This window comes from Pantoea sp. B_9 (assembly GCF_008632015.1).
Lineage (GTDB): Bacteria > Pseudomonadota > Gammaproteobacteria > Enterobacterales > Enterobacteriaceae > Pantoea > Pantoea dispersa.
Genome location: NZ_VWVL01000009.1, coordinates 140,653 through 154,407, shown reverse-complemented (window position 1 = coordinate 154,407; position 13,755 = coordinate 140,653). Strand labels below are relative to the sequence as shown.

Genomic DNA, 13,755 nt, shown 5'->3' with positions numbered 1-13,755 from the left:
ATACGTTTAGACGTCCAGATGCACAAAATGAACGATCTTCAGCTTAGCGTCAACATAAAATTGCTTGCCGGGCGTGACAAATATTCAACCCAAGTGAAAGGGATTCACCTGACGGGGAAGCAGAGGGAAAACGCAGACAGCGGACGCCGTCTGCGCAGCAGGTTTACAGCAGTTGGGCGAGACGATTGATATCAGACTGGAGCGCACCGGCGGTGACATCCCGGCCGGCGCCCGGCCCGCGGATCACCAGCGGATTGTCGCGATACCAGCGGCTTTCAATGGCAAACACGTTATCGCACGGCAGCAGCGCCGCCAGCGGATGCTCCGGACGCACCGCTTCCACGCCGACGCGCGCTTTACCGTTGGCATCGAAACGCGCCACGTAGCGCAGCACCAGACCCATCTCCTGTGCGGCTTCGAAGCGCTGCAGCATCTGCTCGTTCAGCTCGTCAGCGTTTTCAAAGAAGTGGTCGATGGATTCGCCTTCGCACTGTGACGGCACCAGCGATTCAACCCGCACCTGATCCGGTTCGATGTCGTAACCGGCTTCGCGCGCCAGAATCACCAGTTTGCGCATCACGTCCTGACCGGAGAGATCAACGCGCGGATCGGGCTCGGTTAAGCCCTGCTGCCACGCCTGATCGACCAGCTCGCTGAACGGCACCGTGCCGTCAAACTGCAGGAACAGCCACGACAGCGTGCCGGAGAAGATACCGCTGATCGCCAGAATGCTGTCGCCGCTTTCGCGCAGGTCGCGCACCGTGTGATTGACCGGCAATCCGGCACCCACGGTCGCGTTATACAGCCAGTGGCGACCGGTTTTGGCGAAGGCATCGCGTACCTGACGCCAGCTCTGGCCGCTGGCAGCGCCGGCCACTTTATTGGCGCTGATGACGTGGAAGCCGTGGCTGGCAAAATCGTGATACTGCTGCGCCAGCGAATCACTGGCGGTGACGTCGAGCACCACCAGATCGTCAAACGGGTGCGCGCGCATCCACAGGAACAGCGACTCTTCGTCGCGCGCTTCGGCTTCATCATCAAAGAAGGCCAGCGCCCGGCTGGCGTCGAGACCGTCATAGCTCAGCAGGCTGCGGCTACTGTCCGCCACGCCCGCCAGCACAAATTCAAACCCGGTACGCGCCGACAGCGTCTCCTGCTCGCGCGCGAACAGCTCCAGCCAGCGTGAACCGATATTGCCTTTGCCAAACAGGATCAGGCCGATGCGCTTCTCGGCGCGGAACAACGACTGGTGCAGTCCCTGAATCAGATGCTGGGTCGGGCCGACGCGCAGCACCGCCACCAGGCTGATGTGATCTTCTGACTGCCAGACGAATTCGACCGGCTGGTCTTTGATCTGCTGCCAGAAGCGATGGCTGTGCAGCGGATTACGCGTCACGCCAGCGCCGACCAGCGCCACCAGCGCCAGACCGTCACGCAGCTGCAGATGACCGGGCAGCGCCGCGTCCTGCAGCAGGTTAAAAGCGCTGTTGACCACTTCCGAGGTGTAACACAGCTGCAGCAGGCGACGATCCGGATGGATACCCATCGCCAGCGGACGCAGCTGCGCGCGCTTCAGCAGCAGATCGATCTCTTTCTGCTGGGTGGCAAAATCGTGGCTATCGGGAATCTGAATCTCAACCAGGCAGACATCGTCGTGACTGGTGACAATGCGCGCGCCGGTGCCGGACGCCAGCACGCGCTCAATGCGCGTTGAGCCCTGCTCCGGCTGATAGCTGCAGCGCAGCTGTAAATCGATGTCGCTGTTGGAGACCGGCTGCAGCGTACGCGTGTGCAGCACCGGCGCCGCCAGACGCGCCAGCTCGCTGGCCTCATCCAGCCGCAGCAGCGGCAGCAGGCAGGCATCGGAGACCTTGCGCGGGTCCGCGCTGTAAACGCCAGCCACGTCGCTCCAGATGGTGACGCGGTTCACGCCCGCCAGCGCGCCAATCTGCGTTGCCGAGTAGTCAGAGCCGTTACGGCCGAGCAGTACGGTTTCGCCCGCTTCGCTGCGGCTGATAAAACCCGTCACCACCAGACGCTTATGCGGATGCTGCGCCAGCAGCGCCTGCAGCAGCGGCCAGGATTTGCCTTCATCTACCTGCGGCTGTGCCGCACGTTCGGCACGCAGGAAGTCGCGTGCGTCCAGCCACGCCGCTTCGATATCGCGCTGGCTGAGCACCGCCGCCATCAGGCGCGCCGACCAGATTTCGCCGTGGCCAACCACTTCGGCGTACACCGCATCGGTGATGGCGCCGTCGAGCAGCGCCGCCAGGCGTTCAAGATCGCGGATGAAGGCTGCGGTCAGGGTTTCTGCATATTCAGCAGGCAGCAGTGCAGCGATCAGTTCGCTGTGAAAACGGCGTAACGCCTGTTGCACCTGATGGGCCGATAAGCGATCGCTCTGGCTCAGCTTGAGCCAGCTGATCAGCTGGTTAGTGGTGCTGCCTGCGGCTGAGACCACCATTAAGTCGCCCGGCTGGCTGTAATCGGCCATGATACCGGCGACGCGCTGATAACAGCGCGCGTCGGCCAGGCTACTGCCACCAAATTTATGCAACTGCTTGATCGGCGTTCCCGCGCCTGCTGAAATCGTCATGGTTACCCCTCGGCTGCGATCCTGAATGCATTATCCAGGTCGGCGATTAAATCTTCGTGATCTTCAATTCCGACAGAAATACGCAGCAGCGAGTCGGAAATGCCCGCTGCGGCACGCGCGTCCGCCGACATGCCGGCGTGCGTCATGGTGGCGGTGTGCGAAATCAGACTTTCCACGCCGCCCAGCGACTCCGCCAGCGTGAACAGCTGCAGCGCTTTCAGGAAGCGGCGCAGCCGCGCCTCATCGGCGTCGAGTTCAAAACTGAGCATGGCGCCAAAACCGCGCTGCTGACGGGCGGCAAACTGGTGTCCGGCATTCTCTGGCAGAGACGGATGATACAGCTTTTTCACCAGCGGTTGTTGCTTCAGGTAATCAACAATCGCCAGGGCGTTACGCTGCGCCGCCGCCATGCGCGGTGCCAGCGTGCGCAGGCCGCGCAGCAGCAGGTAGCTGTCAAACGCCGCGCCGGTGACGCCAATGTTATTCGCCCACCAGGCGAGTTCCGTGACCAGCGCCGGATCTTTAGCGATGACCGCACCGGCCACCACGTCCGAGTGACCATTGAGATATTTGGTGCAGGAGTGGATCACCAGATCGGCACCCAGCGCCAGCGGGTTCTGCAGCGCCGGGCTGAGGAAGGTATTGTCCACTACGCTCACCGCACCGGCAGCACGCGCGGCGGCGCAGATGGCCGCAATATCCACCACGCGCAGCAGCGGATTGCTCGGGCTTTCGACCAGCACCAGCTTTGGTTTTTCCGCCAGCGCCGCCGCCAGCGCCGCTTCATCGCCCTGATCGACAAACTTCACGCGGTAAGCGCCGCGCTTGCTCAGGCTGTCAAACAGACGATAGCTGCCGCCGTAGCAGTCGTGCGGCGCCACCAGCAGATCGCCTGGCTTCAGGAACACCGTCGTCACCAGATGAATCGCCGACATCCCGGTGTTGGTCAGCACCGCGCCCGCGCCCCCTTCCAGCTCAGCCAGCGCGCGCTGGACCACATCGCGCGTCGGGTTACCACGGCGTGAATAGTCATGCGCGCGCGGCTCGTTGAAATCGAGGAAGTTATAGGTGCTGGAGAGGTGAATCGGTGGGACAACGCAGCCATATTGCTCGTCATCATTCAAACCGCTGCGTACTGCGATGGTTGCCTGTTTACGCGTCATGGTGCTTACTGTTCCTGAAGTGTAATAAAAAAGTGGCAACAGAATAACATTCCGCAACTGGACGTCAATACATCTGGACATCTAAATGTCTTTGCGTATAGATTGAGCAAAGCCGCAATACCCGCTAAAATTACGCGTCATCGCCTGGTGTTCAGCGCGCTTTCCTGTGAAACGCGATGTGTAAGCATAAAACCGGCAGTTTAAGCGGTCAGGCATCGAAAAATCGGGCATAATCAACGGATTTCCCCATATTCAACTTTTTATTGATTAAGGTAACCCATGGCTGAATGGAACGGCGAATATATCAGCCCTTACGCTGAACACGGTAAGAAGAGCGAGCAGGTTAAGAAGATTACAGTTTCTATCCCGCTGAAAGTGCTGAAGATTTTAACGGATGAGCGTACCCGCCGTCAGGTGAACAATCTGCGTCACGCCACCAACAGCGAACTGCTGTGCGAAGCCTTTTTGCATGCCTTCACCGGGCAACCGCTGCCGAATGATGTTGATCTGCGTAAAGAGCGCAGCGACGAGATTCCGGAAGAAGCAAAACAGATTATGCGTGAGATGGGCATCGATCCCGACAGCTGGGAATACTGAGGCCAGAAATAAAAAAACCCAGCCGAGGCTGGGTTTTTTCTTGCAACCGAATCGTGAAGATTCGCCGGCAAATAATCTTATTTCTTGCTGCCTGGGATGCTGAAACGCTTGTTGAAGCGATCAACACGACCACCAGAGTCAACAACACGCTGCTTACCGGTGTAGAACGGGTGGCATTTGCCGCACACGTCCAGGTTCAGGGTACCAGTCATGGTTGAACGGGTGTTGATCACGTTGCCGCAAGAGCAGGTGATGGTCACAGCTTCGTATTTCGGGTGAATACCTTGTTTCATGGGAGAACCTCATAAAAGGCCGTGTCGCTCTCCGTGCCAGGCGAACCTGCACAGCACCACACGCGGTTAATAAATGGTGTATCTCTGACGAGTCATCTCATCAAAGGCGGCATAGTATACAGAAAATGAGCGCATTGATCAAATCCGCGCAATGCGCCGTGCTCTGCCATGCCGGGGAAACGCCTGCAGACAGCGCCGCCGCGCGCTGAAGTATGACGGGGGTGACGCCAGCGTGTACACTACTTCTCCTTTTTACAGAACCGGATAGAGATCGACATGCCCGTTGTTCAGGTTGCCCTGCCCGTTCCGCTGCCTCGCCTGTTTGACTACCTGTTGCCCGCCGATGCGCCGCAGCCGGTGGCCGGCGCGCGCGTGAGCGTACCGTTCGGCAACCGGAAAATGACTGGCATCGTGGTTAGCACGCGCGCCACCAGCGATCTCCCCCTTGCCCAGCTGAAGCAGATTGATGCGTTGCTCGACGACCGCTCGCTGTTCTCACCCGCGCTGTGGCGCATCCTCAACTGGGCCGCCGGCTACTATCACTCTCCGCTCGGCGAAGTGCTCAGCCATGCGCTGCCGGTGCTGCTGCGTCAGGGCAAGCCGGCCCAGGAAGCGCCGCTGTGGCAGTGGGTAGTGAACGAAGCCGGGCGCGAAGTGGCGCTGGAAAGCCTGAAGCGCGCGCCGAAACAGCAGCAGGCGCTGGCGGCGTTGCGTCAGCGGCCGCTGTATCGGCATCAGATCGGCGAGCAGGATTTTACCGATGCCGCGCTGCAGGCGCTGCGTGCCAAAGGCCTGTGCGACCTGCGCGAACATGCGCCACAGCAGCACGACTGGCGCACCAGTTTCGCGGTGAAAGGTGAACGGCTGCGGCTGAATACCGATCAGGCGATGGCGGTGGGCGCCATTCGCAGCGAGGACGAACATTACGCCGCGTGGCTGCTGGCAGGCATTACCGGATCGGGTAAAACCGAGGTCTATCTCAGCGTGCTGGAGAATGTGCTGGCGCGCGGCAAACAGGCGCTGGTGCTGGTGCCGGAAATTGGCCTGACGCCGCAAACCATTGCCCGCTTTCGTGAACGCTTCGATGCGCCGATTGATGTGCTGCACTCGGCGCTCAATGACAGCGAGCGTCTGGCGGTCTGGTTGCGCGCGCGCAGCGGCGAGACCGCCATCGTCATCGGCACACGATCCGCGCTGTTCACACCGCTGGCGCGGCCGGGCGTGATCATCATTGATGAAGAACACGACAGCTCCTACAAACAGCAGGAAGGCTGGCGCTACCAGGCGCGCGATCTGGCGGTATTCCGCGCTCACGAAGAAGATGTGCCGATTGTGATGGGCTCGGCGACACCGGCGCTGGAGACGCTGCACAACGTGCGTGTCGGCAAATATCGCCAGCTCAACCTGACCAAACGTGCCGGTAACGCCAAACCGGCGCTGCAGCAGCTAATCGATCTAAAGGGGCAGCAGCTGAAAGGCGGCCTCGCGCCGGCGCTGCTGGGCAAGATGCGCCAACACCTGCAGGCGGATAATCAGGTTCTGCTGTTTCTCAATCGCCGCGGCTTTTCGCCAGCGCTGATGTGCCACGACTGCGGCTGGCTGGCGGAGTGCCAGCGTTGCGACAGTTATTACACGCTGCATCAGCAGCATCGTCAGCTGCGCTGCCACCACTGCGACAGCCAGCGTCCGCTGCCGCATCAGTGTCCGGGCTGCGGTTCCACCCATCTGCTGCCGGTCGGCGTGGGCACGGAACAGCTGGAGCAGCAGCTCAGCACGCTGTTTCCTGGCGTACCGGTGTCGCGCATCGATCGCGATACCACCAGCCGCAAAGGCGCGCTGGAACAGCATCTGGCCGATGTGCATCGCGGCGGGGCGCGCATTCTGGTCGGCACGCAGATGCTGGCCAAAGGCCATCACTTCCCGGACGTGACGCTGGTATCGCTGCTGGATGTTGATGGCGCGCTGTTTTCTGCGGATTTCCGGGCCGCCGAGCGCTTTGCCCAGCTCTACACACAGGTCGCCGGCCGCGCCGGCCGGGCCGGTAAGCAGGGCGAAGTGTTACTACAGACGCACCATCCGGAGCATCCACTGCTGCAAACGCTGCTGCATCGCGGCTATTTTGCGTTTGCCGATCAGACGCTGCTGGAGCGCCAGTCAGTGCAGCTGCCGCCGTGGACCAGCCACGCACTGTTTCGCGCTGAAGATCTGGATAATGCGCAGGCGGCGGAGTTCCTTACTCAGCTGCGTAACCTGCTGGAAGCCAGCCCGCTCAAAGATGAGGCGATGTGGCTGATGGGGCCGGTCCCGGCGCTGGCACCGAAGCGCAGCGGACGCTGGCGCTGGCAACTGCTGCTACAGCATCCATCGCGCAAGCGGCTGCAGCAGTTGCTGAGCAGTTCACTGCCGCTGGTCACCACCCTGCCCGCCGCGCGTAAAGTCAAATGGACGCTGGATATCGACCCCACCGAGAGTTAAGCCGCGCCACATCTGCGAGCCAGATCGAAAAAAGTCGCACAAGTCACAATTTTTATGCAAATTAAGTAACAACCTCACACGGCGTTGGGTTAACAATAGTGCCCGTCCCGGCACTGGGCCGGCTATGTGTGAATATCTATGCGCTGTACCGCGTCAGGAGTTAACGTTGGATCAGAAGCAACCCTCATCGGCAGCCACCATGAAAGATGTGGCCGAGCAGGCTGGCGTCTCCACCGCCACGGTTTCGCGCGCGCTGATGAATCCGGAAAAAGTCTCCGCCGCGACCCGGCAGAAAGTGGAACAGGCGGTGCAGGCGGTCGGCTATGCGCCGCACGGTCTGGCGCGCAACGCTAAACGCGGCGACACGCAAACCATTCTGGTGATTGTGCCGGACATCTGTGACCCTTTCTTCAGCGAGATTATCCGCGGCGTGGAAGTGACTGCCGCGCAGGAAGGCTATCTGGTGCTGATTGGTGACTGCGCGCATCAGGATCAGCAGGAGAAAACCTTCCTTAACCTGATGCTGACGCGCCAGATTGACGGCATGGTACTGCTGGGTTCGCAGCTGCCGTTCGACGCCGGCATTGAAGATCAGCGTAATTTGCCGCCCATGGTGATGGGCAACGAGTTCGCGCCGGAGATGGCGCTGCCCACGGTGCATATCGATAACCTGACCGCGGCCTTTGAAGCGGTGAATCACCTGTTACAGCTGGGCCATCGGCAGATCGCCTGCATCACCGGACCGGAACATATCCCGCTCAGCCAGTATCGGTTACAGGGCTACATCCAGGCGCTGCGCCGCAGCAATATCGCCATCGATCCCACGCTGATTGTGCACGGCGACTTTACCTTTGAAGCCGGTGCCAGCGCGCTGAAGCAGCTGATGAGCCTGCCGCAGCCGCCGAAAGCCCTGTTCTGCCATAGCGATCTGATGGCGCTGGGCGCGATGAACCAGGCGCGTAAGCTGGGAATGCGTATTCCGCAGGATCTGTCGGTGGTCGGCTTCGATGATATCGAGCTGGCGCAATACTACGATCCGCCCCTGACCACCGTGGCACAGCCGCGTTTTGCCATTGGCCGCGAAGCGATGCTGCTGCTGCTGGATGAGCTGCAGGGCAAACGGGTCAATAACGGTTCACGCCTGCTCGACGCCGAACTCCGCGTCCGCGGCAGTACCGCACCGGCAGCAAAACGCGAAAAATGAATGCGGGAACCCTGCATTTTCAGCAGATTCTGAAGGCAGACTGTGCTGGTCAAAGTTCCAGCCCTTGAGTAACATGACGCATTCCTTGCCGGGCAAAATTAACACCCCATTTACACGCCCAGTGGCATTTTTTGAAGGGTATCAGAACGAAAGTGGCACAGAGAGATTACGTAGGCCGCGGGCGTTCAACAGGGACGCGTCGCAAAAAACCCGCAGGCCGCAGCAAGAAAAGCAAAGGCGGCTCCGGCACTTCAAAGCTGATGATAGTACTGGCCGTGGCAGTGCTGGTGACCTTTGCCGGTGGTTTATGGTTCATCTCGCATCACAAAAAAGAAGAAACACCGGTGATTCCGAATCATAAAGCCAACGGTAATGGCCTGCCGCCGAAGCCGGAAGAGCGATGGAAGTACATCAAAGAGCTGGAAAATCGTCAGGTGACCGTGCCGTCGCCCACCGAGCCGTCTGCCGGTGGCGAAATCAAGTCGCAAACCCAGCTGACCGACGAACAGCGTCAGCTGCTGGAGCAGATGCAGGCCGATATGCGCCAGCAGCCAACCCAGCTGAATGAAGTGCCGTGGAACGAACAAACCCCGGCTCAGCGCCAGCAAACGCTGCAGCGTCAGCAGCAGGCACAACAGCAACAACAGCAGGTGCAGCGTCAGCAGCAGCAGTTACAGCAGCAGCAGCGCCAGCAACAGTTGCAGCAGCAGCGTCAGCAGGAATTGCAGCAGCAGGCGGCACGCCAGCAGCAGCAACAGGCCGCGCCGATCACTCGCGAGCCGGCGAAGCCGCAGGAGAGCGCCAAAGCCAAAACGGAAGAGAAAGCGAGCACCCAGCGCTGGATGGTGCAGTGTGGCTCGTTTAAAGGCACCGATCAGGCGGAATCGGTACGCGCCGGTCTGGCGTTTGAAGGTTTCGAAAGCCGCATCACCACTGGCGGCGGCTGGAATCGCGTGGTGATTGGGCCGTTTAAAGACCGCAGCAGCGCAGACAGCACCGTGAAGCGCCTGCACAGCTCCGGCCACAGCAGCTGTATCCCGCTCGCCCTGCCTTAACCCTCCCTGCTCGCCCCCGGCAATTTGCAGCATCAGATATTGCCGGGGGTTGAAACCCCACAGGATTACCCCATATCTGGTTGCATGATACGCCGCGCCCGCTGCGCGGTGTCTTTTTTCCACTGCAACAAGGGGTCTGCCCGTGACAACAATAGTAAGTGTACGACGCAACGGCCGGGTCGTGATCGGCGGTGATGGCCAGGCGACGCTCGGCAATACCGTAATGAAAGGCAATGTTAAAAAGGTGCGTCGTCTTTACAACGACAAAGTGATCGCGGGCTTTGCTGGCGGCACCGCAGATGCCTTTACCCTGTTTGAACTGTTCGAACGCAAACTGGAGATGCATCAGGGCCATCTGGTGAAAGCCGCGGTCGAACTGGCGAAAGACTGGCGTACTGACCGGATGCTGCGCCGCCTTGAAGCGCTGCTGGCGGTTGCCGATGAGAACTCCTCGCTGATCATCAGCGGTAACGGTGACGTGATTCAGCCGGAAAATGACCTGATTGCCATCGGTTCCGGCGGGCCTTACGCCCAGGCAGCCGCCCGCGCGCTGCTGGAGAACACGGAGATGGGTGCGCACGATATCGTAGCCAAAGCGCTGAATATCGCCGGTGATATCTGCATCTACACCAACCACAACATTAACTTCGAAGAATTACCGTCTAAGGCGTAAGGACCAAAACCATGTCTGAGATGACTCCACGCGAGATTGTCAGCGAGCTTAACCGCTTCATCATCGGCCAGGACGGCGCCAAAAAAGCGGTCGCCATTGCGCTGCGTAACCGCTGGCGCCGCATGCAGCTTGACGAAGAGCTGCGCCATGAAGTGACCCCAAAAAATATCCTGATGATCGGCCCGACCGGCGTCGGTAAAACCGAAATCGCCCGCCGTCTGGCGAAGCTGGCCAATGCGCCGTTCATCAAAGTTGAAGCCACCAAATTCACCGAAGTGGGCTATGTCGGGAAAGAAGTGGATTCGATTATTCGCGATCTGACGGACTCCGCCATCAAGATGGTGCGCAGCCAGGCGATCGAGAAAAACAAATACCGCGCCGAAGAGATGGCAGAAGATCGCATTCTGGATGTGCTGATCCCGCCAGCGAAAAACAACTGGGGCCAGCCGGAGCAGAGCGCTGAGCCGTCCGCTGCGCGCCAGTCGTTCCGCAAAAAACTGCGCGAAGGCCAGCTGGATGACAAAGAGATTGAGATCGATCTGGCTGCTGCACCGATGGGCGTTGAAATCATGGCGCCTCCTGGCATGGAAGAGATGACCAGCCAGCTGCAGTCGATGTTCCAGAACCTCGGCGGCCAGAAGCAGAAACCGCGTAAGCTGAAAATCAAAGACGCGATGAAGCTGCTGATTGAAGAAGAAGCGGCCAAGCTGGTGAACCCGGAAGAGCTGAAGCAGGATGCCATCGACGCGGTTGAACAGCACGGTATCGTGTTCATCGATGAAATCGACAAAATCTGTAAGCGCGGCGGCCAGTCGTCGGGCCCGGATGTGTCACGTGAAGGCGTACAGCGCGATCTGCTGCCGCTGGTGGAAGGCTGCACCGTGTCCACCAAACACGGCATGGTCAAAACCGACCATATCCTGTTTATCGCCTCCGGTGCGTTCCAGGTGGCCAGCCCGTCGGATCTGATTCCGGAGCTGCAGGGTCGTCTGCCGATTCGCGTTGAGCTGCAGGCGCTGACGGTCAATGATTTCGAACGCATCCTGACCGAGCCGAACGCGTCCGTGACCGTACAGTACAAAGCGCTGATGGGCACCGAAGGCGTTAACGTTGAATTCACCGAAGACGGCATTCGTCGCATCGCCGAAGCGGCGTGGCAGGTGAACGAAACCACCGAGAACATCGGTGCACGTCGTCTGCACACCGTGCTGGAGCGTCTGATGGAAGACATCTCCTACGACGCCAGCGATCGCCACGGCGAATCGATCACCATCGATGCCGAATACGTTGGTCAGCATCTGGATGAACTGGTGGCCGACGAAGATCTCAGCCGCTTCATTCTGTAATTCCAGTCAATACCCAGCCTTGCGCTGGGTATTTTTTTGCCTGCCCGCCCGCTGCACCCGATTATCCCGTTGCCTCTGTTGTCGCTGCGCTGCAAAAGCGGGCGGATTTGATGTATCCTTTGCCTGTTTTCCTTAATGAGTTTTCCCAATGAAAGAACAAGAAAAAGCCGAGATTAAACGTCTCAGTGACCAGCTGGACGCGCTGAATCGCAAAGAACCGCAGCTGCTGGAAGCGGGCGATGCCGAAAAGCTTGGCGCGCTGCTGAAAGAGAAAGAGACGCTGGTGCAGGAAATTGAGCGTCTGCGCAACGTGCGCGAAGAGAAGCTGAGCAAAGAAGCCCAGCAGCTGAAAAAGCTGCCGTTCAGCCGTGAAATCACTAAAAAAGAGCAGGCGAACATGGGCGCGCTGAAGAAAAGCGTGCGCGGCCTGGTGGTGGTACACCCGATGACCGCGCTGGGACGCGAGATGGGGCTGAAGGTGATGACCGGCTACGCGAAGCAGCCGTTCTGATTGCCGTTACGCGGCGTGGACCACGTCGCGTTCTGCCCCGGCAGTCTGCAGCACCTGCTGCGCCAGCGTATCCAGCAGGGCATAGCGGCGGCGATACTCCGCGCGCTTCTTGCTGGCAATCTCTTCCAGATCTTTACGTGCCATGCTCAGCGGCAGCGTAAACAGCTCATCACCCCGCATTTCACCGCCCAGTGACAGCCAGAACTCGCTATAGCTGGCAAAGAATTTATCGCCTTTGCTGTGACGGTAGCGCAGGCTGCGGAAAACATGGGTGGTATCGCCGACGGCGGTAATGGCCTGTACGCCGCACTGTGCCGCCAGAATAAATACTGCTTCCATCAGCAGACGCTTGGGAAATACGCCGTGCGCGGCTTTGGTGGCATCGCGAATAACGTCACTGGAAATATGTTTCCGCGGCCCCTGCAAGCCCCCAATTAATAGCGTGCGCTGCTGCTGTTCCTGAATAATAGAGAATGACAGCGAGGCCAGCGTCATATCCTGATAATTAAGCAGCAGCGTAATTTCCCCTTCCCGGTCGTAATGGCCGGAGCAGCAATAAAGCGCAAACTGCTCCTCGTTTTTGCCGGTGAAACGGGCAAGGAGATTACCGCTCGGGCTCAGCAGCAACTGGCGCAGCTGATTATTCGCCAGCCTGTCCATCAATTGATAATGATCGAGAATCGCCTGCGCACGCTGCGCCACGCTGAAACCGGCGCGCAAATAGGGACGATGCGGCTTAGCCGGCAGTAAGCCCTGGCTGTTTAACAGCTGCGGCAGAAAAGAGAGTTTGGCCAGCTGATGGAGATAATTAAAGGTGGTCAGTGGAAATACCGCTGACCTTAAGGCAAATTTCAGGCGAAATTGCTGGCTATTCCACAGCTTATTTGGCCGCAGCTTTCCACTGACTAAAGGTATAAACAGCGCGGCCGACGAAACGGAGTCCGGCTCAGAATGTGTAATAATAGACATGATTATTTTTACGTCGCGAGATAACTGAAGGCTACTGTATGCCCCAAATTATCAACGGCGCGTTAATAACCACTTTAGCCTGGTCATGACGTGGAGTTTGTTGAGCTGCGGTTTAGGATGGCGATAAAAAAACCGGTGCACGCAGGCACCGGTTATTCACATAGCGTAAGCCAGAACTTATTTTGCCGAGGCGAAACGTGCCGCTGCTTCGTCCCAGTTCACCACGTTCCAGAACGCTTTGATGTAGTCAGGGCGTTTATTCTGATACTTCAGATAGTAAGCGTGCTCCCACACATCCAGACCGATGATTGGGAAACCAGACACGCCAGCGATGGCTTCGCCCATCAGCGGGTTGTCCTGGTTAGCGGTTGAAACGACCGCCAGCTTGTCGCCTTTTTTCACCAGCCACGCCCAGCCAGAGCCAAAACGGGTCGCGGCCGCTTTCTCGAACTCTTCCTGGAATTTCTCAACGCTACCGAAATCTTTTTCGATTGCCGCTTTCAGGTCGCCCTGCAGCGTGGTGCCGGTTTTCAGGCCTTTCCAGAACAGGCTGTGGTTAGCGTGGCCGCCAGCGTTGTTACGCAGTGGGCCTTTTTTGTCTGCTGGCAGCTGATCCAGTTTGGTGATCAGTTCATCAACCGGCAGGTTTGCGAATTCGGTACCTTCCAGCGCCGCGTTGGCGTTGTTAACGTAGGTCTGGTGATGTTTAGTGTGATGGATTTCCATCGTCTGCTTGTCGAAGTGCGGTTCCAGTGCGTCGTAGGCGTACGGCAGGGATGGCAGTGAATAACTCATGTTCTTCCTCTCCATTTAGTGTTTGGCAGCACAACCTTGCTGGTGTGCCGCATAAGCAGTCGGATCATTATAGTTAAA

Annotated in this window: 12 protein-coding genes; 7 read left to right on the top strand and 5 right to left on the bottom strand. The window is 58.9% G+C overall.

Annotation, left to right across the window (positions count from 1 at the left end; translation table 11 throughout):
- Positions 1 to 163 precede the first annotated feature (163 nt).
- Together F3I21_RS21585 and metB are read right to left on the bottom strand one after the other, a co-directional pair.
- Positions 164 to 2,596: a bifunctional aspartate kinase/homoserine dehydrogenase II gene (locus F3I21_RS21585; RefSeq protein ID WP_021506835.1), complete on the bottom strand. Its 2,433-nt coding sequence runs from the start codon at positions 2,594 to 2,596 to the stop codon at positions 164 to 166.
- Positions 2,597 to 2,598: 2 nt separating this feature from the next.
- The gene (metB, locus tag F3I21_RS21580; protein WP_021506836.1) at positions 2,599 to 3,759 is read right to left on the bottom strand and encodes a cystathionine gamma-synthase; all 1,161 of its coding nucleotides are present in this window, start codon (positions 3,757 to 3,759) and stop codon (positions 2,599 to 2,601) included.
- Between the two features lie 279 nt (positions 3,760 to 4,038).
- Between metB and metJ the strand changes: the two genes are divergently transcribed.
- A complete protein-coding gene (gene metJ, locus F3I21_RS21575) occupies positions 4,039 to 4,356 on the top strand; it encodes a met regulon transcriptional regulator MetJ (RefSeq protein ID WP_007885403.1) in 318 nt (105 codons plus the stop codon).
- A gap of 77 nt (positions 4,357 to 4,433) precedes the next feature.
- Here the strand turns inward: metJ and rpmE are convergent, their stop codons facing one another.
- Entirely contained in the window at positions 4,434 to 4,649 is a 216-nt protein-coding gene (gene rpmE, locus F3I21_RS21570) for a 50S ribosomal protein L31 (protein ID WP_021506837.1), read from the bottom strand.
- A 276-nt stretch (positions 4,650 to 4,925) separates the two neighbouring features.
- Between rpmE and priA the strand changes: the two genes are divergently transcribed.
- The 6 genes from priA to F3I21_RS21540 all read left to right on the top strand — a co-directional run bounded on the left by priA (position 4,926) and on the right by F3I21_RS21540 (position 11,913).
- The gene (priA, locus tag F3I21_RS21565; RefSeq protein WP_058770775.1) at positions 4,926 to 7,124 is read left to right on the top strand and encodes a primosomal protein N'; all 2,199 of its coding nucleotides are present in this window, start codon (positions 4,926 to 4,928) and stop codon (positions 7,122 to 7,124) included.
- A 166-nt stretch (positions 7,125 to 7,290) separates the two neighbouring features.
- On the top strand, positions 7,291 to 8,328 hold the full coding sequence (gene cytR, locus F3I21_RS21560; RefSeq protein ID WP_021506839.1) for a DNA-binding transcriptional regulator CytR: 1,038 nt from the start codon (positions 7,291 to 7,293) through the stop codon (positions 8,326 to 8,328).
- Positions 8,329 to 8,480: 152 nt separating this feature from the next.
- Positions 8,481 to 9,383 (top strand): cell division protein FtsN, encoded by a 903-nt coding sequence (gene ftsN / locus F3I21_RS21555; protein WP_071813585.1) that lies wholly within the window; start codon positions 8,481 to 8,483, stop codon positions 9,381 to 9,383.
- 142 nt (positions 9,384 to 9,525) lie between these two features.
- A complete protein-coding gene (hslV, locus tag F3I21_RS21550) occupies positions 9,526 to 10,056 on the top strand; it encodes an ATP-dependent protease subunit HslV (RefSeq protein WP_125310719.1) in 531 nt (176 codons plus the stop codon).
- Positions 10,057 to 10,067: 11 nt separating this feature from the next.
- Positions 10,068 to 11,402, top strand: coding sequence for an HslU--HslV peptidase ATPase subunit (hslU, locus tag F3I21_RS21545; RefSeq protein ID WP_021506842.1), 1,335 nt, complete (start codon positions 10,068 to 10,070; stop codon positions 11,400 to 11,402).
- 148 nt (positions 11,403 to 11,550) lie between these two features.
- Positions 11,551 to 11,913, top strand: a complete 363-nt coding sequence (locus F3I21_RS21540; RefSeq protein WP_021506843.1) for a YibL family ribosome-associated protein — start codon at positions 11,551 to 11,553, stop codon at positions 11,911 to 11,913.
- A 6-nt stretch (positions 11,914 to 11,919) separates the two neighbouring features.
- Here the strand turns inward: F3I21_RS21540 and F3I21_RS21535 are convergent, their stop codons facing one another.
- Positions 11,920 to 12,882, bottom strand: coding sequence for a VirK/YbjX family protein (locus F3I21_RS21535; RefSeq protein ID WP_058770773.1), 963 nt, complete (start codon positions 12,880 to 12,882; stop codon positions 11,920 to 11,922).
- Between the two features lie 177 nt (positions 12,883 to 13,059).
- Entirely contained in the window at positions 13,060 to 13,677 is a 618-nt protein-coding gene (gene sodA / locus F3I21_RS21530) for a superoxide dismutase [Mn] (protein WP_021506845.1), read from the bottom strand.
- Between the last annotated feature and the right edge of the window lie 78 nt (positions 13,678 to 13,755).